This is a genomic window from Octadecabacter dasysiphoniae, assembly GCF_021532615.1.
GTDB classification, from domain to species: domain Bacteria; phylum Pseudomonadota; class Alphaproteobacteria; order Rhodobacterales; family Rhodobacteraceae; genus Octadecabacter; species Octadecabacter dasysiphoniae.
The window spans coordinates 1-24,098 of record NZ_JAKGAQ010000002.1 but is presented as its reverse complement, the minus strand read 5'-3'; the positions used below and the strand labels follow the sequence as shown (position 1 = coordinate 24,098).

Sequence of the window (24,098 nt, the reverse complement as noted above, 5' to 3'; positions counted from 1 at the left end):
CTAGAGAAATCCATGGGCGCGGCGATGCGGTTCAATGGAGGATACTATGAAGTTTTTTTTAAGCACGGCACTTTCCCTGACAATGGCGTTCAGCGCGACGTCCGCGTTGGCGGACTGCGATGAGGGTGAGGTCGTCGTTAAGTTCAGTCACGTCACCAACACCGACCGCCACCCAAAAGGCATCGCGGCGACGTTGCTGCAAGAGCGTGTGAACGCCGAGATGAACGGCGTGATGTGCATGGAAGTGTTCCCGCAGTCTTCGCTCTATAACGATGACCAGGTGCTGGAAGCGATGCTTCAGGGCGACGTTCAATTGGCTGCACCTTCGCTGTCCAAGTTCGAAGCCTTCACCCGTCAGTTCCGTATCTTTGATTTGCCGTTCATGTTCGCGAATATTGAAGCCGTGGATCAGTTCCAAGCGTCTGACACTGGTCAGGCGATGCTTGATTCCATGCAGCGCCGCGGTCTTCAGGGTCTGGGGTATTGGCACAATGGCATGAAGCAAATGTCGGCCAATGTTCCGCTGATGGTGCCGACGGACGCCGAAGGGCTAAAGTTCCGCGTCCAGCCGTCCGACGTGTTGATTGCGCAGATGGAAGCCATGGGCGCATCCCCGCAGCCGATGTCGTTTTCTGAGGTTTACGGTGCCCTACAAACGGGCGTTGTTGATGGCCAAGAGAACACATGGTCCAATATTTGGGGTCAAAAGTTCTTTGAAGTTCAGGACGGCACAACCCAGACAGATCACGGGATCATCGACTACCTTGTGGTGACCTCTGTTGATTGGCTCGACGGGCTTGAGCCCGAAGTGCGAGATCAGTTCCTGACGATCCTTAGCGAAGTCACCGAAACGCGCAACGCTGAGAGCTTTGCGGTGAACGAGGTCGCCAAGCAATCCATCATCGATGCAGGCGGTGTGATCCGTGAGCTGACATCAGAGCAGCGTGCAGCATGGGTCGAAACCATGAAGCCCGTTTGGGAACAGTTCGTGGATGACGTGGGCCAAGAAAACATCGACGCCGCACAAGCGATCAACGATGCACTGTAAGGCTTTGATCCTACGTTAACAATCGGGTCGGCTGCTGTTGTGGCCGATTCCGTCTTGAGGAGGGATAGCAATGTCGGGTGGATATCAACCCAAGGGGCGGATCAGTTCGATCGTTCACAACATCGAAGAGAGCATCATCGCCGTGTTGTTGGGTTTGATGACCCTCGTGACGTTTACAAATGTTGTGATGCGCTATGGGTTCAACAGCCAGTTGATCTGGGGACTTGAGGTGGTTCTCATCTTATTTGCATGGCTGGTTTTGTTTGGCATTTCTTATGGGTTCAAAGTGGTCAGCCACCTTGGCGTGGATGCCATGCTGAACTTGACGGGAAAATCGACACGTCGCGGGCTTGGTATTCTGGCGACGCTGGCGTGTATCCTTTACGGCGTGCTGTTGCTGAAAGGCGCCTGGGACTATTGGGCGCCGTTTGCGGGGCTGGACGCCACGTCAGGCCGCTGGTTCCCCACCGGATTCGAGAACTCCCGCGATCAAGGCTGGTATGAATTGGACCAAGTGCCGATTCCGTTCGCGCAGACATGGTTGGAAAACACGTTCAACCTTGGTGAAGAATACGAGAAACTGCCGCGCGTCGTGCCTTACGCGATGATGCCGTTCGCGATGGCGTTGATGTTGTTTCGCGTTGTGCAGAATTTAATCCGGATCCTGCGCGGAGAGATCGACACAATCATCGTCAGCCACGAAGCTGAAGACGCCGTTGAAGAAGCTGGCGCCAGCTTGCCCAAGGAGACTTGAGTCATGGAAGTCGCAATTCTCTTTGGCATGGTCATTGCCTTGCTGGCAATCGGGGTTCCAATCGCTGTGGCCCTTGGCCTGTCGTCGACGCTGTTCTTGTTGGTGTTGTCTGACAGCTCGCTCGCGTCAGTGGCGCAGTCGCTCTATCAGGCGATGGCGGGGCACTACACGCTGCTCGCGATCCCATTTTTCATCTTGGCATCTTCCTTCATGTCCACAGGTGGAGTGGCGCGCCGGATCATTGATTTCGCGATTGCGATCATTGGCCATGTGCGTGGGGGTCTCGCGATTGCGGGCGTTCTGGCGTGTATGCTTTTTGCAGCCTTGTCTGGCTCATCTCCCGCAACGGTTGTCGCTGTCGGGTCTATTGTGATCGCAGGCATGGTCAAGTCCGGCTACACCAAAGACTTTGCTGCGGGTGTCATCTGTAACGCGGGGACGCTTGGCATATTGATCCCGCCATCCATTGTGATGGTCGTTTATGCCTCGGCCACAGATGTGTCCGTGGGGCGGATGTTCCTTGCGGGCGTCATTCCGGGCCTTTTGGCGGGCTTCATGCTGATGGTCACCATCTATGTCATTGCACGAGTCAAAAATTTGCCAAAAGGTGAATGGCAGGGATTTGAACAAGTGTTCTCGACCATTCTTGACGCCTCTTGGGGGCTGTTCCTGATGGTGGTCATCTTGGGCGGTATCTATGGGGGTGTGTTCACGCCGACCGAAGCCGCAGCGATTGCCTCTGTCTATGCCTTTATCGTATCGATTTTCATTTACCGCGACATGGGGCCATTGAAGGGGCGCAGCTGGCTGCCCGAAGCTGAGGCCGACCTAGGCTTGTTGGGGCTCCGCGTCTGGGGTTTCACGCTCGTCACTTTCATTCTTTATGCGATTGGCTGTTTCATGATGGGCACGCCGATGTGGTTCGCCTTTGCGGCCGCTGGTGCGTTCTTATTGGTAGCTTCGGTTTTGGCGATGTTAATCGCCAAAGCAGTGCCCGCAGGCAATGGGATGCAGGTTGCAACGGGGGCTGTGCTGATCTTTGGCGTGCTGCCGATGCTCTATGCGGTATATTCGGTGCTGACATCGGACGTGGCGGTATTGTTTGTGATCGTCCAGATCATCGGAGCGGTGTTCATCCTATTGCTGCCACCGGCGGTTTTCGTGTTTAGCCTGGTGCGCGGGGCGCAGCGGTTGGAAGTGTCGGGTGGCGGCTATGTCGAGTCGTTGATTGCGGGGGGCAAGAACCTATTGCGTGCCAACGCGGAAAACGTGATCTTCGCGATCCCAGCATTGTTTCATCGTGACACTAAGCAAACGCTTCTTGAGGCCGGTAAACTGACGATCATGTTGATGTTCATCATCGCGAACGCGTTGATCCTGAAACATGTTTTGACAGACGAACAAATCCCGCAACACATTACCGAAGTGATGCTGGCAGCAGGTCTTGGCCCGATTACATTTCTGATCATCGTCAACATAATCTTATTGATCGGTGGACAGTTCATGGAGCCGTCGGGGCTGATCGTGATCGTTGCTCCGCTGGTGTTCCCGATCGCAATTCAACTGGGCATCGACCCAATCCACCTTGGCATCATCATGGTGGTGAACATGGAAATCGGGATGATCACACCGCCCGTTGGTTTGAACCTGTTCGTGACATCGGGCGTGGTGAACATGTCGATGATGCGGGTCGTGCGCGCGGCTCTGCCGTTCTTGGCCGTGCTCTTCGTGTTCCTGATCATGGTGACCTACATCCCATGGCTGTCGACCGTGTTGCCCATCACATTTATGGGACCGGAAATCATTACGAACTAGTCGCGTTCGTCGATGAGGATTCAAAGCAGGCCATCTGCGTCCTATACAATTTGGTCCGTCAAATCCTGACCCAATTACAGCTTCTGCTGTGGTTGGATTTACATTGCGCAACAGCCGCGAATGTCCGCTCTCCGCCCTGCGCAGCCGTTCACGCACTCTGCAGCATCAGTAGGTTTGGGCTCAAAGCAGACATTCGAAAGTGTCTTAGGTCGCCTCATTTCGAAATTTCATGTTGCTCCAACACCGCAAGCGGCACGATATCGAGTGCCTTTTGATGAGTTGCAGCAAGGTTCACCTTTGGGGCGCAGCCTTCCTCAGCCGCCTGTAGGAACCGTGACGCACACAGGCACCAGCCGTCGCCGGGGTTGAGGCCTGCGAACCGGTATTCAGGGCGCGGGGTGCTGAGGTCATTGCCGACGTATTTGGAGAACGCGAGGAATTCGGCGGTTAGCACGGCACACACCGTATGGCTGCCATTGTCCGCAGCGCAGGTGTCACAAGCGCCGTTGCGAAAGAACCCTGTCATCGGGTCGGTGGAACACAGCGCGAGGGGCTTACCCAGCACATTCAGAGAGGCATCTTTTTCCATCACTCAATACTTTCTGCGATTTGGCGGAACATGGCGACGTTGCTGTCTGCGACGCCGTCTTCACGAAACAATCTGTCTGCTGCATTCACGGCGATGACCACGCCGCGGGGGCGGTCGATGTAGATGTATTGCCCGTAGATGCCACGTGCCATGAATTGGCCGGTCGTTGCGCCCACGGGGGACCACCATTGATACCCATAACCGAGTTCTTGTGCGGTTGTGTTCGCGCTGGGGGCGGTGCTTTCGTCGATCCACGCCTCGGATACGATGCGGGTGCCGAAGGAGATGCCGCCATTGGCGACCATATGCCCGAACAAGGCATAGTCGTGGGTTGTCATGTTCATGCCGCCCAACACAAAGGCGACGCCGTATCCGTCCTTGAGGTAGAATGGCGGCACTGTGGGGGCGAGGGGGGTGATCACCTTTTCGTTGAGCAGATCGGGGATCGTGCGGCCCGTTGCGCCGCGAATGACCATGCCAATAATGTGGGTGTCGATTGACACATACTGCCAGTCTGTACCGGGGGTGGTGAAGGTGTCTGTCAGCCCTTCGGCAAACTGATCCATGGATTGACCCAAGGCGAGGACGCGGCTCATCTTGTTGATGTCGGACCAGAAAGCGAGATAATCCTCATCGAAGGTCACGCCGGATGACATTTGCAGCACGTCGCGGATGGTTGCGCCTGCGTAGGCGGATCCGATCAGGGACGGCACATATTGGGTCACTTGCGCGTCGAGGTCGGGGATCGTGCCATCATCGACAAGGACGCCCATCAGTACGGACAGGAACGATTTGGACAGCGAAAACCCCATTCGGTTTGACGTTGCGGGATCTGTTTCGTTGGGGGCCGTCAGCGGATAGCTTTCATGGCGGATGATGCCGTCTTTGAGGACCATCACAGCCGTGACGGATCGGTCCTGTGTCCATGCGGTAAATCCTGCGGGCATATCCATCGTGGCACCGGTCGTCAGGCGGTTCACGGTGTCTGTGTTCGGAACCATCGTTGCGGTTTCAAACATGCTGTCCATGGTGGCGAAGTTTTCGACGATGTCGTCTTTGTTGTATAGCGTCATGAAGGATATGAGCTGGCCGATGCGGTCGCGTTCGAGAACGGCCAGCCCTGCAACGGCCAGAATGCCGATCAGCAGGCCGCGCAGGAGCCAAGAGAAAAAGGTTTTCATCGCAAGTGCCTCATTACCATAGGGGGAATGGTTTTCATAAACCTGACACGCGCGGTGAGGGTCGGCAAGTCAGCCCGCCCAATCAACCCAGCGTCCGTGGAAATCCACCCGCCCGAGCGTCATGTGTATGTCACCCGGCCAGAGCCGCAGGGTCAGGGCCGCGCCGTTTGTGCCGCCGTCATTTTCCATTTGAACAAAGGCCAGCGGGGTGTCCGGTGTGGCGCGTGCGCCCGCTGTTTCGATCATCGCGATGCCTTCGGCCTGTTTGTCAGCAGGGAAATATTGCCACGCGATTGTGGTGTAGATCATGTGTGTTTGCACCGCCACGTGGGCCAGACGCGGGGCCAGCCAGTCGATCGCATCGCCGCGATCCACGGGCGCATGAGGGAGGGACAGCGCGGCATCCGTCAACGCGAGGCGGTCGGGCTGGTCGGGCCACAGATAAGCCAGCAGGCGCAGACGGTCCGTGACGGGATCAACGGGGTTCAGATCTACGCCGCGACGTGACACGACCCTTGGATTGGCGCGCGGTGGCAGCGCGCCGCTCCAATTTGGCGTTAAGGTCAGGACGGGGTCGTCTGCCCCGAATGTTGTATCATTGATTTTCAGCGCGAAGGCATCCCAGTTGAGGTTTAGACCCGCGCTTGCGCCAAGTTCGGACACGCGGATCGGGTTCGGCATTTTGGCCGCGATCACATGCGCGGCGGCGATCAGGGCGGATGCACGGCGCACTTCGTTGGTTTGTGGTGGGGAATTTATAAAGGCGTCAATGAAAGAGGAATGGTTGGTCAGCGCGGTCTGGATTGCGGCCCAAAGATCATCATCTGACGAGGCGTGTGGCGGGTAGGCTGACGCAAGGCCCGCGTCCCCCTTTAGGCGCAACGCATGCAAGGCACCGCACAGGCGTAATGGCACGCTATCGCCACGCGGGCCGAGTTCGCCGCCCCATGAAAACAGACGGTCCGTGAGGGCGCTGCCCGGTTTCAGCCGTTGGCCAAGAAGGCGGCACAATTGTCCCATGAACGGGGAACCAAGGGCATCACAGGACGTAGATTGTTCGCCAAAGGCCATGCGCAGGGGGATGGTCACCGGAACCGATCCGCAAGCTTTTGCATGGCACTGCGGGCGTCATCAGGTGCTGCCTTGGGTGTTTGCGGTTTCGCAGTGGCGGGTTTGGGTTTTGGCGTCGTGGTTGAGGAACGGGCAGGCGTCACTCGCAGGCCAACCGCGTTAAGGAATTTTGGTCCGTCGTCATCCGCCAGATACGGTGCGCCGTCCGACATGCCGCGCAGCACATCATCCAGCCAGTCCTGATCGGCCTTTGCAAAATCGCTAAGGACATAGCCCGGCACGCGGTCTTTGTGGCCGGGATGTCCGACGCCCAACCGCACGCGATCATAATGGGGCGTGATGTGTTGGTGAATAGATCGCAACCCGTTGTGGCCCGCGTGGCCGCCCCCTGATTTCAGGCGTACTTTGGCAGGGGCGAGGTCAATTTCATCGTGGAAGACAACGACATCTGTGCTGTCGAGTTTGAAGAATCGCATGGCCTCACCGACGGACTGGCCGGACAGGTTCATAAATGTTTCCGGTTTCAGCAGGACCACCTTTTGAGACCCGAGGCGGCCTTCGCACATTTGTCCCTGAAACTTGGCACGCCAGGGTGCGAACCCGTGATCGCGCGCAATCTGATTCAGCGCCATAAACCCAATGTTATGACGATTTTGCGCATATTTTGCGCCGGGGTTGCCGAGGCCAACAAACAATTTCATGCCGCCTTATAACGGCCTGAGCGGCGCAGTCCTAGCCCTCGTGACAAGGGGAGATTTGATTAACAGTTGAGCGAAACTCCACCAAGATCATAAGCACTTTGTTAGGAAGTTTCGGGCACATTTGTTCTACAGGAATGAGGTGCGAGAATGACAAAAATGGACCCGGCGACAGCGGCGCTTGTGCCACGGGTGACAGGGGACAACGGGGATATCGTTTCTAACTCTCTGGCGTTTGTGCGGTCCCACTTGGATATGGAAGTTGCGTATCTGTCCGAATTCGTTGATGAGAATCTGGTGTTTCGCGCGGTTAATGCGCCCGGACTTGAAGATATGGTCAGCGTTGGTGGGTCGATGCCCCTTGATGAGGTGTATTGCCGCCATATCCTTGAAGGGCGCCTGCCTGAACTGATGCCGGATACGGATGATGTTCCGTTCGCGCAGGGTATCGCGATGACCCATGATTTGCCTGTGCGGTCGCACGTGAGCATCCCGATCCACCGTACAAATGGCGATATCTACGGCATGTTTTGCTGTTTGAGCCGTAAGCCGCGCCGATCGCTGAATTCGCGTGATCTTGAGGTGATGCGCGCATTTGCGTCGCTGTCCGCGGATCAGGTGAACACGCAGCTGACCTCGGATTTTGCCATACAGGCCAAACGGGATTCGATTGAAAAGGTGTTGCAGACAAGTGATTTCGAAATCGCGTTGCAGCCTATTCTTCGCCTGCAAGATCAAGGGGTTGCCGGGTACGAAGCGCTGTGCAGGTTCTCTCCTACTCCATATCGCCCGCCGAATTTTTGGTTTGATGATGCTGCCGCCGTCGGGCTTCAAGTCGCGCTTGAGCTTCATGTTATTGAGGTCGCTTTGGCCCTTTTGGCGGATCTTCCGGCGGCGTGTTATCTGGCGGTGAACACGTCCCCGGCGACGCTTGCGACGGGGCGGATTTCGCCGCTGGTTGAGGCTGTTGGCCGGGACCGCGTGGTCGTCGAGATTACCGAGCATGCTGCAATTGATGATCTTGATGTGTTGCTGATGGAGATTGACCGCCTGAGGGACCTCGGCGCGCGGATCGCCGTGGATGATGCGGGTGCCGGATATTCAGGATTGCAGCAAATTATCCGGCTGCGACCGGATGTTATCAAGTTGGATATGTCGCTGACACAAGACGTCGACAAAGACCTCGCCAGGCGGTCACTGGCGTCTGCGATGGTTCAATTTGCGCAGGACACCAAGGCGCATGTGGTCGCCGAAGGCATCGAAACCGAAGCCGAAATGCAAACGCTGCGTATGTTGGGTGTTGAATTGGGGCAGGGGTATTATTTGGGTCGCCCTGCATTGGCGTCCCTGATTCTGGGCGGCACAAAAACCGCGTAGGCGCATGTGTTTAAGACAGGCGGTGTGCGGACGTAAAAAGGGCGCACCAATCGGCACGCCCTTTTCCTGAATTTCAGACTAACGCCGCAGCGTCTTAGTCTTCGGATGCTTCCGTTGTTGCGGGCACTTCGTCTGCTGCAACTTCACCTTCGTCGTCATCTTCTGCGGATGTCAGGCTTGCCGGAGCTTGCAGGTTCGCAATGACGAAGTCGCGGTCGATTGTCGGCTTCGCGCCAGATGGCAGCGTGATCGAGGAAATCGTGATTGTATCGCCGATTTCGAGACCTGCGAGATCAACTGTAAGAACCTCTGGGATGTCACCAGCGGTGACAACCAGTTCCACTTCGTTACGCACAGGCACCAAAATACCGCCAGCTTTCAGGGCCGGGCATTCGTCTTCGTTGATGAATTCAACACCGATGAACAGGTTGATTTTCGTTGTGCGCTTGAGGCGCATAAAGTCGAGGTGCGTTGGCAAATCTTTGACAACGTGGCGCTGCACGTTGCGGCAGATCACGCGCACATCGTCGTGGCCTTCAACCTTCAGGTTGAACAATGTGGAAAGAAAACGGCCTGCTTTCAACCGCTTAAGCAGCACGTTGAAGGGTACATTGATCGCGATAGGGTCTTCACCGCCACCGTAGACAACGCCGGGCACGAGGCCGTCGCGGCGGGCTTGGCGCGCAGCACCTTTGCCTGTGTCAGTACGCAATGTTGCTTCGAAATCTGGAACTTGGCCAGCCATAGTATCGTCCTTTCAATTCGCGCGTCACCGAATTCTCTGGGTGACCCACTTTGCCATGTCAGGAACCTGCTGGTCCCTAGTGAAGCCGCGCGTATAGGGCAGGTTTGGCCGTTTGGGAAGGGGGTTTAGGCCCATTTTCCTTCGAAATCGTCGGGCACCAACAGGACGTCGGGGCTCAGGTCTTTGACATCGCGTTTGCCGCACAGCGCCATGGTGATGTCGAGTTCCTTTTGGATGACCGCAAGCGCGGTTGTGACGCCCTTTTCACCCATGGCACCAAGCCCGTGAATGTAGGCGCGCCCGATCATCACGCCCTTTGCGCCAAGCGCGAGCGCCTTGAGCACATCCTGGCCGGAGCGAATACCGCTGTCTAGGTGCACTTCGACCTTGTCACCCACCGCGCGCATGATGCCGGGCAGCATCTTGATTGACGATAGTGCCCCATCAAGCTGGCGGCCGCCGTGGTTTGACACGATGATCGCGTCAGCCCCCACTTCGGCGGCCATTTTCGCGTCTTCGACGTCCAAAATACCCTTCAGGATCAGTTTCCTGCCCCATTTCTTTTTCAGAATGCGGACTTTTTCCCAATCAAGGCGGGGATCGAACTGTTCCGCGGTCCAAGTGTGAAGGGAGTTCATGTTTTCTACGCCCTTCGCGTGACCCACGATGTTGCCGAATGTCTTGCGCTTGGTTTGCAGCATCTCAATCCCCCAGCGCCATTTTGTGGCGAGGTCGAGGATCACCGGCGGCGTTAACTTGGGCGGGGCTGTCAGCCCATTTTTCAAATCTTTGTGCCGCTGGCCAAGGATTTGTAGATCAAGCGTGAGGACCAGCGCAGAACAGCCCGCAACCTTGGCGCGTTCGATGATCGCATCGACGTAGTCTTCGTCGCGCATCACATAAAGCTGGAACCAGAAGGGTTTGGTTGTGTGTTCGGCGACGTCTTCGATAGAACAGATCGACATGGTCGACAGGGTAAAGGGTACACCGAATTTTTCAGCGGCGCGCGCGGCTTTGATTTCGCCATCCGCACGCTGCATTCCGGTCAGACCGACAGGGGCGAGGGCGACGGGCATCGCCACATCTTGCCCGATCATCTGGCTGGCTGTTGTGCGGTCCGACATATCCACGGCGATGCGTTGGCGCAGGCGGATTTGATCAAAGTCGGACGTATTTTCGCGAAATGTCTGTTCCGTCCATGATCCGCTTTCGCAGTAGTCATAGAACATCTTTGGCGTGCGACGTTTATGGAGGCGTTTCAGATCGGCGATGGATGTGATGACGGGCATTACACGTGCTTTCGGCTGGATTGGTTAGGTTCTTTTACCAATTCGGCCAATTCAGTGCAAATGTTTAGTCCGGTCAGCCGTTATGCAGAATGTGCCCCATCGGCCAAAGATTTAACAAACGCCAGAACGTCGGCCACAGGTTCACCCGCGCCGATCTTTTCGACGATGGCGGATCCGACGACCGTGCCATCTGCGACGCCTGCGATGTCTTTGGCCGTTTCAGGTGTGCGCACGCCAAAACCCACGATGACGGGCAGATCGGTCGACGCTTTGATGCGGGCGACTTCTGGTGCAACATCTGATGCTTGTGCGGCGGCGGCGCCTGTCGTTCCGGTGACGGACACGTAATAGACAAAGCCGGATGTGTTTTGCAGCACCTTGGGCAGGCGTTTTGCATCTGTGGTCGGCGTCGCGAGGCGGATAAAGTTGAGGCCAGCGGCCTGCGCGGGAATACACAATTCGTCGTCTTCTTCGGGCGGAAGATCAACGATGATCAACCCGTCGATGCCTGCGTCTTTGGCTTGGGTCAGGAATGTATCAACGCCGCGTGAATAGATGGGGTTGTAATAGCCCATCAAAACGATCGGCGTGGTGTCATCGGATTGGCGAAGTTCGCGCGCGATGTTCAGCGTCTGGTCCAACGTCATGCCGCCCTCAAGGGCGCGCTGTCCGGCGAGCTGGATCGTGGAGCCATCTGCCATCGGATCCGTGAAGGGCAGGCCGAGTTCGATCACATCAACGCCCGCGGCGGGCAGGCCTTTGACGATTTCAAGCGATGTCGCGTAGTCGGGATCGCCCGCCATGATATAGGCCACGAAGGCTTTTTTGTTGGCTGCGGCCAGCTCTGCGAATTTGGCGTCAAGTCTGCTCATGATGATCCCCGTCTGAATACCTCGGCTGGGTTTGCGCGAAGTATCAGGGAAAATCAATGGCCGTTAGCCTTGCGCGGGTTCTTCGAGCGATGAGATCATCCATTTGACGCCAAACTTGTCCGTGCAGGTGCCAAAACCCCCTGACCAGAACGTCGGTTGAAAGGGCATTTCCACCGCGCCGCCATCCGCGAGTGCATTGAACGCGGCACGACTGGCCACGTTTGAGGGCAGGGAAACCATGATGGAACAGCCGTCCATCGCACCGCTGCCGTCCATGAACGAATCTGATGCGTATATTTCACCGCTCGCCACTTTCATGCTGCAATGGGCGATGTGATCTTGTGTGCCGTCCGGCGCGTCAAAGTCCGGCATCTCTGCGGCGGTCATCATCATTTCAATCTCGACACCGAAAATCTTGGCGTATGTGGTCATCGCCGTGCGGCAGGTGCCGTTGAATTTCAAATATGGAACTACGGTCATTGGGTCGTCCTCCTGATATGATTATAGCACAGTTTGCTTGCGGTGATGCGCGCTGCGGCCTAGAAGCCCAAGAACCGCGAAAAGGAGCGTCCAGATGGGTTTTAAGATGGGTATCGTCGGCATGCCGAATGTTGGCAAATCGACGTTGTTTAACGCGTTGACACGCACGGCGGCGGCGCAGGCTGCGAATTTCCCGTTTTGCACGATTGAACCCAACGTCGGTGAGGTCGCAGTGCCTGATGCACGGCTTGATAAACTTGCGGCGATTGCATCGTCGAAATCTATCATTCCGACACGGATGACATTTGTGGATATCGCAGGACTGGTCAAAGGCGCGTCCAAGGGTGAAGGGCTGGGCAATCAGTTCTTGGCCAACATTCGCGAAACGGACGCGATTGCCCACGTGCTGCGCTGTTTTGAAGACGGCGATGTGACCCATGTTGACGGGCGCGTTGACCCTGTTGCGGACGCGGAAACCATCGAAACAGAACTGATGCTGGCTGATCTGGAAAGCATTGAAAAGCGCCTGCAAAACCTGATCCGCAAGACACGCGGTGGCGACAAAGATGCGGTGCAACAGGTCCGTTTGTTAGAGGAGGCCAAGGCCGCGCTTGAGGATGGGAAACCTGCGCGCGTTGTTGAGGTTGATGATGATGATCTGAAAGCCTGGAACATGCTGCAATTGCTGACGACCAAGCCTGTTTTGTATGTTTGCAACGTGGGTGAATCCGAAGCATCCGAGGGGAACGCCCATTCTGCCGCCGTTGCCGCCATGGCTGAAGCGCAGGGCAACAGCCACGTCATAATCTCCGCCCAGATCGAAGAAGAAATCAGCCAGCTTGAAGACGATGAAGCGGTTATGTTTCTGGAAGAAATGGGGTTAGCAGAGGCCGGATTGGATCGCCTGATCAAAGCAGGTTACGCGCTGCTGCATCTGGAAACCTATTTCACCGTTGGCCCCAAAGAGGCTCGTGCCTGGACGGTACCGGCCGAAACCAAAGCACCGCAAGCGGCGGGTGTGATCCATGGTGATTTCGAAAAAGGGTTCATCCGCGCTGAAACCATTGCCTATGATGATTTCGTGACCCTCGGCGGGGAACAACCCGCAAAAGAGGCCGGAAAAATGCGCGCCGAGGGCAAGGGATATGTCGTCAAAGACGGCGACGTCCTGCATTTCCTGTTCAACACCTAAGCCGGACAGCAACGGGGTATTTCGCCCAATTGTGACGTAACTTGACGGTTTTTCACCTAAATTCCGTCAGGTTTACACGTTAATCGCGAGTTAAGATTTCAAGCCAGCCAACTTCTGGGCGATCATATACGCCCCGATTTTGCTGGATCTTAACAGCGCGAGTGTTTGTAATGCCGGACCCCTATGTATCTGAAATGAAGTATTTGGGCGGTGCGACGCTCGACTTCGTTGAGGTTGCTGTGGATGCCGGCACCGATGTTTCGGATATTTTTGTGACGATCTACAATCCGAACGGGTCCGTGCGCACGGTCAATGGCCTGGGCAGTTCGGTCACCACGCAATACGGCAAAGATATTTACGTCATCAGCACATCGACGTCTGGCACGTTTAACGGGCTGAACAAGTCCGGCGGCGTTGCGTTGGAACAAGGTGGGTCGTTGTTGTCATTTTCGTCGTTCGATGACGGGGCGGTTGTGAACGCGACATCGGGTATCGCCAGCGGTCAAAGTTCAACGCAAGTCGGGTCTGCGGGGGCGGGCTCGTCTTTGGAAACGCTCGATGGTGGTGCGACGTATACAACCCAAACCAGCCCGACGTCTGGTGCGATTCCGTGTTTTTGTGCAGGCACCCTGATTGAAACTGAAGATGGCCCCATTCCGGTTGAAGATTTGCCGGTTGGTATCAGGCTTTTGGCGCATGACGGCGCGTGGCACCAACTGCGCCTGCGGATGCATCGCAAGATTGATGCGCGCGATTTGGCCAAGAACCCGAAGTTAAAGCCTGTCCGCATAAGGACCGGGGCGCTGGGCGCAGGGCTGCCCGAGCGCGACCTTTGGGTGTCGCGTCAGCACCGAATGCTGACACGGTCCCCTATCGCAAAGCGGATGTTTGGTGATGACGAAGTGCTCATTGCCGCCATTCATTTGACGGGCTTGCGAGGGGTAGAAATAGCCTCTGAGGTGTCTTCGATAGAATATGTGCATCTCTTGCTGGACGATCATGCCATCGTCCTTGCGGAAGGGGCTGGCACAGAAAGCCTGCTGGTGACCCAAAGTTCTTTGGCCGCATTGGGGCCGGATGCCACGCGCGAAATTGCCGATCTGTTCCCGCTGCTGTTGGATGCAGGTGCCGGAATGACGCCAACGTGCCCCATTCCGAAAGGTGCCGCACAAAAGCAGCTGGTGGGGCGGCATGCAAAGAACAACAAAATGATTTGTACGCCGCGCGCGCACGTTTAAGCGATCAAATCCCGTGATTTACAGAAACGTGCAGATACCTGCGATAACCGCTTGTTCTTTCAGCCCATGTGGCGATATACGCGTCGTCGGAGACGTGGCCGAGTGGTCGAAGGCGCTCCCCTGCTAAGGGAGTAGGCTCGGAAGGGTCTCGAGGGTTCGAATCCCTTCGTCTCCGCCAGACACATCACCTAAGTCGTTGTTTTTATGATAAAATATGCGACTTAGGTATTTTTGATCCCCCATTTGATCCCCCATCGCATTCTGGAACTAGGTGGAATGATAGGGTATCGCGTTGCGACAGATAGCATCATAGTGACTCTTGCTTGGCTTTGATATTTTTGCAGTGGTGCGGACTTAAGGTTTTTTTGATGTTATGGGCTACGCAATGAAATGGACAGTTTTTCAATGACTGCAAAGCGACCATTTGAAGCTGAGCATGTGTTAATAGTGGGTGCAGGAGCTTCTTTTAATGCGGGGCTTCCACTTGCCAGTGACTTTACGGACAGATTGACTGACACTAAGAGATTGAGTCTTGATGGACCAAGTGTCGCACAGGTGCGATACATCAAGACTTTTGTAAAACGCGTATTTGCAGAAGATATCGATATTGATGCTGGTAGTTGGCCGGAAATAGAAGATATTTTTACCCTAATAGATTTGTCAGCCAACACTGGTCATCATCTTGGAAAAGACTATGCGCCTCGGGATTTACGTGTAGTACGCAGAGCGATTTTGGTGCGGCTCATACGCATGTTCGAGCAGTCAGCAAGAAAGAAAAGACGTAACCCTGACGCCAAGTGGAGCAATCTGGAAGATTTGTTCTCAAGATTTTGTTTCGAGGAATGTGCCGTCTTGAGTATGAATTGGGATACAGTTTTTGAAGAGGGTTTGCTTCGAACTCAGGGTGTTGAAAGTATCGAGTATGGTTGCAATGCATTGTCTGCAAAATTTTGCAAAGATTCCTTAAAAGAAACGAAACGGTCTGGGGATACTCTGCACATCGTTAAGCCGCATGGCTCGGTGAACTGGCTCTACTGTGACAACTGTCGTGCAACTTTTTGGGTGGGTGGCGAAAGTTCGTCAAAGATCGCCCGTGCATTGTTCCAACCTGCTGATTGGGACGCCATCGGCGTAGGTCCACGAGGTAAGCGCCACGTGTGCATCCAACCTAAGTGTCCCTATTGCTCTGCAAAAAGCTTGGGAACACGCTTTGCAACATTCAGCTATAAGAAGGCTCTCGATTTCCCGATGTTCACTGCAAGTTGGACGACTGCTGAAAAACGACTTGCCGAAGCTACAAATTGGATTTTTTTTGGTTATTCTCTTCCCGCCGCTGATTTCGAATTTAAGGCAATGCTAAAGAGAATTCAGCTGACAGAAAACATTCGACCAAAGATCACAGTGATAACAGGCGGCGATGATGCTGAAAGTACGATAACGAGATATAAGAATTTTTTTGGTCACAAGGCGCGAGAGCGTAGTTATTTTAAGGATGGACTAGATTGCGGCGCATTGGCGCACTTGGAAACGCTAGGTGTTCTGCAAGGGGGGTGGTGATGGCCATTAGAATTTTTGGTCCTTAAGCGGCCTTTCAGATTTACGCATCCTGTTCATGATCGTTAGAGCACAAAACCTCGGCGGTGCCTCACGATATCTGGAGCGTTCCCGATTTTCGTTTCTTTGTTCAGCTGATGGCCATGTAACGTTAGTTAAGAAGCCCGATCAGCAATCCCAAAGCTATCAAAATATCCAAGCCGATGAAAATCCACAGGACCCATTTTCTGACTGCGGTCACACGACGCGTCATAATCCCGAGGGACAGGCCTACGAGGACAATAACAAGAGCAAGGATTGGAACCGCTATCCCGCCTGTGAAAGTGACGATCAAGTAGCCCAAAACGATATAGACGATTCCGAATGGGATCAGCGCGAGCGTGTCCCTGTTGCGCCCGCCCATTATCCATTCACATGCGTGCCAAAAACCTGTGAATACGAGGAGTGATCCTGCTAGTCCCATGATAGGTAGTCCTTAATCTTGTGGGCAGGGCATACCAGCCACGCCCCAGGCCAAAATGTCGTTGATGTGTTCCTGAAGACTGTAGGGTGCAGGTTCGCGTCCGCCCCCCGGCGACCACGCCCAATGCAGGATCAGATCGTGATTGAGGTGTTCAGCCAAATCGATCGCGGTCCGTCCGCCATTGCGATCCGGGTCACGTAGCTGTGCACAAATCTCTTCCGTAGAGCGGCCGAACCAATCAGCCTCAACTGGCGCAAGCTGCCATCCCATTGCAACGCGTGGGGCGGCATGTGGGATATCATTTGCATTATCCCAGTCTTCATCTTTGGTTGTATGGCATGTGGAACATTGCAGGTTTTCGATGCCCATGCGGCTTTCGCCAGCCTGAATGTTCATACCGTGTGGGCGCGTTTCGCCGTAGGTTGGCCCTGACCACATGGGTCGGTCCGAGGGGCCGGTGTGACAGTTCGCGCACCTTGGATGACCCGTGACTTCATAGACGCGCGACCAGGCGTCCAAACCGTCTTCAACCGATACCGAACCCTCCGCAGGTGGCACGATTTCGACCGCCGTTTCCCGAGCTAACACAGCTGAGCCCATGCCAAGGATTACGGCAACTAAAAGTGGATATTTCATAATCTACCTTTCTCAGACAAAGTTGATGTGCTTGTGGAACGGCATTTCACGAATGCGCTGTCCAGTTGCGGCAAAAATCGCGTTGCCCAAGGCAGGTGCAGCAGGTGGGACACCGGGTTCTCCAAGGCCACGGATATGATGGCCATTCTCCAGTATTTTCACTTCGAACTCAGGGGTTTGGAACAACCGCAGTCCCTCATTGGCGTGGTAGTTGTCTTGCTGAGCTGCGTAGTTTTCGTAGGTCAACTCGCTGTTGATTGCGTGACCCAGCCCGTAGATCATCCCCCCGAACAACTGCGCTTCCGCGTTCTTCGGATCTAGAACAGTGCCGACGTCCGCCACGATGAACGCTTTGTCGATCTTAATGCCGTTGGGTGTGTTGGTAACCTCTACAACCTGCGCGACGGGCACGCCGAATGACATGCAGAATGCAATGCCGCGACCGCGGTTTTCACCCAGAGACGGCCCATCCCAGCCAGAGATTTTGCCAACCTCTTCCATAACTTTTCGGGAAGTACCATCGAAGCAAAGGCGGACCCGTTCTACCAACGGATCTGCCCCGGCAGCATGAATGAGTTCGTCCATGAACGTATCGTGCATGAACCCGTTTCCAGATGCCCCAACAGAACGCCATGTCGAAACCGGAACCATGTCGGGGGCGCGATACGCCGTTACGCGGTAATTCGGAATCGTGAACGGCTGGTCCCAAGACCCGTGAGCGATCGACGGATCGGGCCCCGGCATGGCGATGCCCGAGTTTCGTTCCAACCAGCTTGGGATGACGGCCGCTTGGCTGACTGACAGGTCAAATGTGTCCACTTGACCGTTCGAAACCTTGCCCCGCGCGCGTGCAATTGCTGGTGGGCGGGGGAATTCGTGGGTCATGTCTTCTTCACGGCTCCACGTCAATTTGACGGGCGTACCCTTGACGGCCATCGCAATTTCGACGGCTTGTTCGACATGTTTGATCTCTGCGCGGTGGCCAAAGCTGCCGCCCATTTGCTGGACGTAGACGTGCACATTTTCGGGGGCAAGACCGGTTAATGCGACAGCCTTGTCACGAGTCCAGATGGGGGCCTGCACGCCGCTCCAAATCTCACATTTCGTATCGGTCACCAGAACAATGGCATTCATGGGTTCCATCGGGGCATGCGCCAGATAGGGCACACGGTATTCGGCCTCGATGATGTCGTCTGTTTCCAACGCGACGGCCACATCACCTTCATCACGCTGCCGGTCGTTGAAATAGTCTTCGTTATCAATGGCCGTCTCAAGAACGTTCCACATCTTTTCGGAGTTCTCAGGGTAAGAACCGGGTCCCCAGACACATTCCACTGCGTTCGCCGCTTGGATCGCGTACCATGTGTTGCTGGCAATCACGCCAACGCCGCCAGTTACAGGCACAATTTCTTGGACGCCCGGCATTGTTTTGGCTGTCGTTGCATCGAAGCTGATTATGTCACCACCAATGGCAGGATTGGCACAAACAGACGCGAAAACCATGCCATCAACCTTACAGTCAATTCCGTAGATTTCGGTTCCTGTGCTTTTGGCGACCATGTCCAACCGCTTCATGTTCGGCTTACCAAGGAGGCGCCAAGTGCTGGGGTCGCGCAAGGTCACGTCTTCGACGGGGGCGATGAGTGCTGATTCAGCCGCAAGCGCTGTGTAGGCAATTTCTTCGCCGTTTGGCAAAATGACGTGCCCGTCTTTTGTCGCAAGCTGGCTGCGGTCCACGCCCGTGCGCTGCGCTGCCGCCTCTTTCAGGGTTTCGCGTGCCACGGCTCCTGCTGTGCGAAGTTTTGTGAAACTATCAGGCGTTGTGGACGATCCACCGGTGATCTGAAGCCCGATCAATTTGGCGACTTTGCCAAACATGTACCGGGTGATCTGCGTCGATGTGCTATCGTCATATCCAGGCGCGGCACCTTCTTCGAGGGTGGCCGCGTTATAGTAGGCAAGCCCGGGCATCCCGGGGGTCAAAGTTGCAGAGGCAGGGTCAATGTCCAACTCTTCTGCGATCAGGTTCGCCTGAAGCGCAACTGCGCCTTGCCCCATTTCCGCACGCGGTGTGATCAACGTAATCCCGTTTGCATCAATCTTGACGTATGGCGTAATCGCCGCTTCGCCCTCAGCAAGATCGTCTAGCAAAGGGTTCGGGATCGGGCGGTTCACCATATACGCACCAAAGGCGACACCACCGGCAATGGTAGCCGATCCGATTAGAAACGTACGACGGGCAATTGTTCCAACACGGCTCATGGATCAGGTCTCCTGCAGTTTGGTGGCCGCGGATTTCACGGCTGCGCGAATGCGAGGATAAGTCCCGCAGCGGCACAAGTTTCCAGACATCACCGCATCGATCTTTTCATCCGATGGGGCGGGGTCTGCATCGAGCAAAGATGCGGCCTGCATGATCTGTCCCGATTGACAGTAGCCACATTGCGCGACCTGCTCTTCGATCCAAGCTTCTTGCACGGCATGAAGGGCGTCAGGTGTCCCGAGACCTTCAATCGTCGTCACCTCGCCTCCAGCGAGGTCACTAACGGCCAATTGGCAAGAGCGGACAGCCATGCCGTCAATATGGACTGTGCAAGCACCGCATTGAGCGATGCCACAGCCGTATTTTGGGCCCATAATCCCCAGCTCGTCGCGAAGCACCCAAAGCAGCGGCATATCTAGTGCGACATCAATCTCGCGCTTCTCACCATTGACACTAATTTCCATGTGGACGTTCCTCTGCTGGCAAAAAAATTCGTTGGGGCTGCCGTATTGTGGCAATGACTGGGGTAGCGATCATTCGGCGAGCGGATCCGCTTTAGGTCATCATGGTCTTCATTGTGGCGTGGAACGCATCGTCGTCTTGGCTATTGCGCTTGGACAGGATTTTCCGCGCATCTTCGCCAACAACATATCGCAACGTATCACTGCCATCGGTTGCCGCAGACCAAATAGCCTCACTTGCGGCGCTCACCTCGGACGCATCAGGGCCCATCTTTTCAAAAAGCTTGGTCATGCCGCCCGCAATCGGCAAATATTCTTGGATGCTTTGATCCATCACGAACTCAAGTGACCGGCTACTGAAATCTGTATTGACGTTGCCAGGTTCAACGAGTTTCACACGCACACCAAACGCCTCAAGCTCATATCTCAGCGACTCCGTAAATCCTTCGACGGCGTACTTTGTACCATGGTACAGGCTTGCGAGCGGCAAAGTAACTCGCCCACCCATGGAGGACACATTTACGATGGTTCCCGACGCGTTTGCACGCATATGAGGGATGAAAGCCTTGGTCGTCGCGATCAAACCCAAAACATTGGTCGCAAATTGCTTCTCAATCCCCGCCATTGGGAACGTCTCAAGGGGCCCAAACGCGCCATAACCTGCATTGTTCAGCAAGACATCAATCTTGCCGTAAGCTGCGACGGCTACATCGCGCGCTGCGTCGATGCTGTCATGATCAGTGACGTCCAAACGCAGGACCAAAACGTTTTCAAGCTCAGTCAGCTCCGTCTCTTTTTCAGGAGAGCGCATTGTTGCGACAACGTTCCAACCCTTTGAATGGAAGAGCTTTGCTGTGTCTTTTCCCATGCCCGAAGAGGCGCCGGTAATGAAAATGGTCTGTGTCATCGGCTAACCTTTTCTGAGGTATATGTTGGATCGAAAATTTAGTAGTGAACCGCTATCAGTTTTATTTAGTAGCGCTTCGAAATTATTGCAAGGCAAAAGCCTGACTGGTAAACGAAGGCGAGTGTTGGAACAGCCCATGATCGAAAAAGAATTTATCAAACACCTCATCAAAAGGCTTGCCCGAGTAGATGAAAATGAAGGGTGGAAATCAGACTTAAAGCCTGCGCAGCGCACAGCGTTGGAATATCTGGGGCGCGCAAACCGGTTTTCGCGTAAGCCATCCCATATTGCGGATTTTTTGGGGTCGACGCGGGGAACCGTATCCCAAACGCTCAAAGCTCTTGCCGAAAAAGAATTTATCGCAGAAGAACATTGCCCGGAGTTGGACAGGCGCTCAAAGTCTTTCGTTCTCACTGCAAAAGGTATTGAACGTCTTGCAGAGACCGACACCCTCACAGAAGCGCTTGATGGCATCCCTCGCGAAAAGCTGCTTGAAATTGCTTTGGTCCTGCGACCGGTCTTAAACAGAGTTCTTCTTGCGAAACAGCAACGGGATTTTGGTCTGTGCAGAAGGTGCAAGCATTTTGAGAAGCAAGGCGAAGGCGGTGCCTGTCAGCTACTTGGGGCGAATCTAACAACGGAAGAGACGACCCAGATTTGTTATCACAGTGAGCCAAGGTCGATTGACTAGGTGGTCTTCTTGCGAGGTCGCCCAAGAAAGCAACCACTTCTTGTACCGGCATCAAGGCCTTGTTGTACGAGCAGCAGCCTTCCGGCCCCGATGATGCTGTTTATTTGAACGATGTCTGCTTTAGGGAAACAAGAACGCGGTGAAGAACTAAACCACGGATGTCCGGTTTGGACCGCTCGTGTCGCCAGCCAAGGTCAAAATTGAGCAGATGCTGCGCCGCACCCGGTGACCGCTTTGAGCCCAAAGTGCTCGATGCAGCACTATGGGCCAATGTCAGCTATTACGTGATCCGTTACGGTATGATTATTCCGATATCGGCCGGGCGAGATGCCAAACTGTCGCCTAAATGCCAATCCAAAGGCGCTTTCTGATCCGTATCCAGCGGCTTGAGCAATGTTGGACATTGGCTCCACACCTTTGCGCAAGGCAGCGCAGGCGCGTTCTAATCTCCACTGGGTCAGATAGGCTAAAGGTGGCTTCCCAACCGTTTCCGTAAAAGTTCGGGCAAAAGACGAACGTGACATACCAACTGCGCGGGCCAAATTGTCCACTGTCCACCCGTATTCAGGATTTCCATGCATACCCTCCAACGCCCGCCGAATTTTAGGATGTGCAAGGCCGTTCAGCCATGTCGGCGCGGGATGATCACCCCTAAAGGCATATGCCCGCAGCGCATGGACAAGCATGACATCTGCAAGGCCTTTACTAGCCGCATCGCATCCGATTTTCGGGTTTTCCAATTCGTTATTCAAAAGCGATAGAGACAAACGCAGTGCCGTCGCTGAATGATCCTGCGCCGAAAACCGGATTACGCTCGGCATCGCCTTGAGCAGAAAATCGATGGGATCACCCCGTACATCGAAACCGCCGCCAAGCATGATGGTGTCGTCGCCGCCAAAACATGCGGTTTCTCCTGTATCCCAATCGAACGCCTGCAATCCATCTATCGGCGTCAATGTTGGATCACTCGTGACGACATAACCGGCCGCATTAGCTAAGAAAAACGTATCGCCCTCAAAAAGCTGGACCGCATCCTGACCGTCAGGAATGAGCCAAGCGTTCCCTTTCATCACGGCAACAAATTTTAGCGTCGTACGAAGAGAGAACCGTAAAGACCACCCACCGGCGGCTTCCAGTCGCGTGCAGCGCACACTGCGCAAATTGAGATGGTTCAACACATCGGAAAGCACATCGGTCATTTGGACGATTTCTACATAAAATGAGGTCTTGAAATATAGAAAATCCTCAAGTGTCCGTCAATTATTGAGAAGTGGAAAGCAAAACAAAGGATAAATCATGATGGATACCACCCCCAAGGTTGTTGCGATCACCGGTGGCAGCAGCGGAATCGGCCTCGCAACAGCAAAGCTATTGGCCAAAAGCGGCGCAAAGCTTGTGATCGGCGCGCGCCGCGCTGATAAAATCGAGGCCGCCGCAGAAGATATGCGCGCGGAAGGCGCAGATGTGATCGCCTGCACGTTGGATGTCGCGGACCGGGCCAGTGTATCGGCTTTTGTGACATCGGCTGAGGATCAGTTCGGTCAGCTTGATGCCTTGGTGAACAATGCCGGAATTGCCCCGATATCAGATCTTGATCATCTGAACGTCGCGGAATGGGATGCGATGATTGATGTCAATCTGCGCGGGCCGCTTTATGGGATCGCGGCAGCCTTACCGATCTTCAGACAGCAAAAGCGCGGGCATTTCGTTAATGTCGTCTCGACCGCCGGATTGGTCCTCGCACCCAAAATGGCCGTCTACGCTGCGACAAAGAATGCGTTGCGCACCATTGGGGAAGGACTACGCCTAGAGTCAGGTCCGGACCTGCGTGTCACAAACGTCTCGCCCGGATTTGTCCAAACGGACTTTGCCAGCTCGATCACGGATCAAGCGATGAGAGGGGCTATCGAAAAGCGAATGGGTGAAATTGGCCTGTCACCTGATGCAATCGCCCAAGCCATCGCTTTTGCCATCAACCAGCCATCAGATGTTGAGGTCGGCGACATTGTCATCCGCTCAGCGGCACAAAGCTAGGGCGGGCTAGCGGTTTTTGAGAAAGCTGTCGTTCATTCATACCACTTGCACGGCAGCTTTGTCCCGCAGACCGTGAGTTCGCTTGTGCTGAGATTTTGCAGGCGCAGCGAATGGCTGGTTCGACGGGCTGCACTGCAGAATCCAGAACCAGCGGCCAAGGTCGGCTCTGGGACGAGAACGTCTCTTTGCAGAGCCCTGCTCTGAGGTGCGACACTTCGGAGGTTCGCGGACATGAGCGCGAAATTCCGCGGTCTCGCAAATGACCGGTTCGCAGCATCAGGTTACCCTGGTCGAAGGCTATGAGCAGAAAAAGTCGCCCAATTCTGCTGCACACTTTGCTGCACAAATAGCAACCCTCGGAAATCCTGACTCCAACAAAAACATAGACTTAAGTTACTGATATAAAATAACTTTCGGACTTCGTCTCCGCCACAATTCATCCTAGGTTCTTGATTTTCAAAATACTTGGTGGTGCTTTGTCGTATTATTTGCCTTCCTATGTGCCAAACGGCGAGTGACGCTCAGGACACTACTCGGCATGTTTTCCGCCAGCGGCACAACTAGCCAACGTCCGCTAGGCTCGCTCGCTTGACCAGCCGAGCCTCAGAGGGGGGCGAGGCTGACGCTGACATTATTTCTCGCTGACTTCGATAGTATAATTTCCAAACGGCCTGATGTGCGAACATCGCTTTTCGGCCAAATGTTTGCCGATGTTGGCCAAAGCTGTGGATCGATATTTC

General features: G+C 54.9%; 23 protein-coding genes and 1 tRNA gene. 11 read left to right on the top strand and 13 right to left on the bottom strand.

All coding sequences use genetic code 11. From position 1 onward, the window contains the following. Window positions 1-46: 46 nt before the first annotated feature. The 3 genes from L0664_RS06970 to L0664_RS06960 all read left to right on the top strand — a co-directional run bounded on the left by L0664_RS06970 (window position 47) and on the right by L0664_RS06960 (window position 3,617). The gene (locus L0664_RS06970) at window positions 47-1,048 is read left to right on the top strand and encodes a DctP family TRAP transporter solute-binding subunit (protein WP_235224932.1); all 1,002 of its coding nucleotides are present in this window, start codon (window positions 47-49) and stop codon (window positions 1,046-1,048) included. A gap of 70 nt (window positions 1,049-1,118) precedes the next feature. Further along, window positions 1,119-1,802, top strand: coding sequence for a TRAP transporter small permease (locus L0664_RS06965; protein ID WP_235224931.1), 684 nt, complete (start codon window positions 1,119-1,121; stop codon window positions 1,800-1,802). 3 nt (window positions 1,803-1,805) lie between these two features. Continuing rightward, window positions 1,806-3,617: a TRAP transporter large permease gene (locus tag L0664_RS06960; RefSeq protein WP_235224930.1), complete on the top strand. Its 1,812-nt coding sequence runs from the start codon at window positions 1,806-1,808 to the stop codon at window positions 3,615-3,617. 214 nt (window positions 3,618-3,831) lie between these two features. Here the strand turns inward: L0664_RS06960 and L0664_RS06955 are convergent, their stop codons facing one another. The 4 genes from L0664_RS06955 to pth all read right to left on the bottom strand — a co-directional run bounded on the left by L0664_RS06955 (window position 3,832) and on the right by pth (window position 7,159). Continuing rightward, entirely contained in the window at window positions 3,832-4,206 is a 375-nt protein-coding gene (locus L0664_RS06955; RefSeq protein ID WP_235224929.1) for a DUF2237 family protein, read from the bottom strand. Next, window positions 4,206-5,387 (bottom strand): serine hydrolase domain-containing protein, encoded by a 1,182-nt coding sequence (locus tag L0664_RS06950; protein WP_235224928.1) that lies wholly within the window; start codon window positions 5,385-5,387, stop codon window positions 4,206-4,208. Before L0664_RS06950 ends, L0664_RS06955 begins: the two co-directional genes overlap by 1 nt. A 69-nt stretch (window positions 5,388-5,456) precedes the next feature. Continuing rightward, the gene (locus tag L0664_RS06945) at window positions 5,457-6,476 is read right to left on the bottom strand and encodes a DUF2332 domain-containing protein (protein ID WP_336247100.1); all 1,020 of its coding nucleotides are present in this window, start codon (window positions 6,474-6,476) and stop codon (window positions 5,457-5,459) included. Further along, window positions 6,473-7,159 (bottom strand): aminoacyl-tRNA hydrolase, encoded by a 687-nt coding sequence (gene pth, locus L0664_RS06940; protein ID WP_235224927.1) that lies wholly within the window; start codon window positions 7,157-7,159, stop codon window positions 6,473-6,475. The genes L0664_RS06945 and pth overlap by 4 nt, the downstream gene beginning before the upstream one ends. Window positions 7,160-7,306: 147 nt before the next feature. Here pth and L0664_RS06935 point away from each other — a divergent pair, with 147 nt between their 5' ends. Next, the gene (locus L0664_RS06935) at window positions 7,307-8,533 is read left to right on the top strand and encodes a sensor domain-containing phosphodiesterase (protein ID WP_235224926.1); all 1,227 of its coding nucleotides are present in this window, start codon (window positions 7,307-7,309) and stop codon (window positions 8,531-8,533) included. A 94-nt stretch (window positions 8,534-8,627) separates the two neighbouring features. On the opposite strand, the gene L0664_RS06930 is transcribed toward L0664_RS06935, so the two are convergent. From L0664_RS06930 to L0664_RS06915, 4 genes are all read right to left on the bottom strand, one after another. After that, window positions 8,628-9,278 (bottom strand): 50S ribosomal protein L25/general stress protein Ctc, encoded by a 651-nt coding sequence (locus tag L0664_RS06930; RefSeq protein ID WP_235224925.1) that lies wholly within the window; start codon window positions 9,276-9,278, stop codon window positions 8,628-8,630. A gap of 125 nt (window positions 9,279-9,403) precedes the next feature. Then, complete coding sequence (locus L0664_RS06925) at window positions 9,404-10,567, bottom strand: alpha-hydroxy acid oxidase (protein WP_235224924.1); 1,164 nt, start codon at window positions 10,565-10,567, stop codon at window positions 9,404-9,406. An 80-nt stretch (window positions 10,568-10,647) separates the two neighbouring features. Then, window positions 10,648-11,439, bottom strand: a complete 792-nt coding sequence (gene trpA / locus L0664_RS06920; protein ID WP_235224923.1) for a tryptophan synthase subunit alpha — start codon at window positions 11,437-11,439, stop codon at window positions 10,648-10,650. 63 nt (window positions 11,440-11,502) lie between these two features. Continuing rightward, complete coding sequence (locus L0664_RS06915) at window positions 11,503-11,919, bottom strand: VOC family protein (RefSeq protein ID WP_235224922.1); 417 nt, start codon at window positions 11,917-11,919, stop codon at window positions 11,503-11,505. Window positions 11,920-12,013: 94 nt separating this feature from the next. On the opposite strand from L0664_RS06915, the gene ychF reads away from it, so the two are divergent. The 5 genes from ychF (at window position 12,014) to L0664_RS06890 (ending at window position 16,351) form a co-directional block, all read left to right on the top strand. Continuing rightward, window positions 12,014-13,111 (top strand): redox-regulated ATPase YchF, encoded by a 1,098-nt coding sequence (ychF, locus tag L0664_RS06910; RefSeq protein ID WP_235224921.1) that lies wholly within the window; start codon window positions 12,014-12,016, stop codon window positions 13,109-13,111. Window positions 13,112-13,281: 170 nt separating this feature from the next. After that, complete coding sequence (locus L0664_RS06905; RefSeq protein ID WP_235224920.1) at window positions 13,282-14,349, top strand: Hint domain-containing protein; 1,068 nt, start codon at window positions 13,282-13,284, stop codon at window positions 14,347-14,349. Between the two features lie 88 nt (window positions 14,350-14,437). After that, window positions 14,438-14,527 (top strand) — tRNA-Ser (locus L0664_RS06900). A 212-nt stretch (window positions 14,528-14,739) separates the two neighbouring features. After that, window positions 14,740-15,906 (top strand): hypothetical protein, encoded by a 1,167-nt coding sequence (locus L0664_RS06895; RefSeq protein WP_235224919.1) that lies wholly within the window; start codon window positions 14,740-14,742, stop codon window positions 15,904-15,906. Between the two features lie 55 nt (window positions 15,907-15,961). Continuing rightward, on the top strand, window positions 15,962-16,351 hold the full coding sequence (locus tag L0664_RS06890; RefSeq protein ID WP_235224918.1) for a hypothetical protein: 390 nt from the start codon (window positions 15,962-15,964) through the stop codon (window positions 16,349-16,351). A 27-nt stretch (window positions 16,352-16,378) separates the two neighbouring features. Here L0664_RS06890 and L0664_RS06885 read toward each other — a convergent pair whose 3' ends face one another. From L0664_RS06885 to L0664_RS06870, 4 genes are all read right to left on the bottom strand, one after another. Next, entirely contained in the window at window positions 16,379-17,002 is a 624-nt protein-coding gene (locus L0664_RS06885; protein WP_235224917.1) for a hypothetical protein, read from the bottom strand. 12 nt (window positions 17,003-17,014) lie between these two features. Further along, window positions 17,015-19,264 (bottom strand): xanthine dehydrogenase family protein molybdopterin-binding subunit, encoded by a 2,250-nt coding sequence (locus L0664_RS06880; RefSeq protein ID WP_235224916.1) that lies wholly within the window; start codon window positions 19,262-19,264, stop codon window positions 17,015-17,017. Window positions 19,265-19,267: 3 nt separating this feature from the next. Continuing rightward, complete coding sequence (locus L0664_RS06875; protein WP_235224915.1) at window positions 19,268-19,729, bottom strand: (2Fe-2S)-binding protein; 462 nt, start codon at window positions 19,727-19,729, stop codon at window positions 19,268-19,270. A gap of 91 nt (window positions 19,730-19,820) precedes the next feature. After that, entirely contained in the window at window positions 19,821-20,633 is an 813-nt protein-coding gene (locus L0664_RS06870) for an SDR family oxidoreductase (protein ID WP_235224914.1), read from the bottom strand. A 136-nt stretch (window positions 20,634-20,769) separates the two neighbouring features. On the opposite strand from L0664_RS06870, the gene L0664_RS06865 reads away from it, so the two are divergent. Then, window positions 20,770-21,324: a MarR family winged helix-turn-helix transcriptional regulator gene (locus L0664_RS06865; RefSeq protein ID WP_235224913.1), complete on the top strand. Its 555-nt coding sequence runs from the start codon at window positions 20,770-20,772 to the stop codon at window positions 21,322-21,324. Between the two features lie 260 nt (window positions 21,325-21,584). On the opposite strand, the gene L0664_RS06860 is transcribed toward L0664_RS06865, so the two are convergent. Beyond that, the gene (locus tag L0664_RS06860) at window positions 21,585-22,523 is read right to left on the bottom strand and encodes an AraC family transcriptional regulator (RefSeq protein WP_235224912.1); all 939 of its coding nucleotides are present in this window, start codon (window positions 22,521-22,523) and stop codon (window positions 21,585-21,587) included. A gap of 97 nt (window positions 22,524-22,620) precedes the next feature. On the opposite strand from L0664_RS06860, the gene L0664_RS06855 reads away from it, so the two are divergent. Then, window positions 22,621-23,358, top strand: coding sequence for an SDR family oxidoreductase (locus L0664_RS06855; protein WP_235224911.1), 738 nt, complete (start codon window positions 22,621-22,623; stop codon window positions 23,356-23,358). Window positions 23,359-24,098 lie beyond the last annotated feature (740 nt).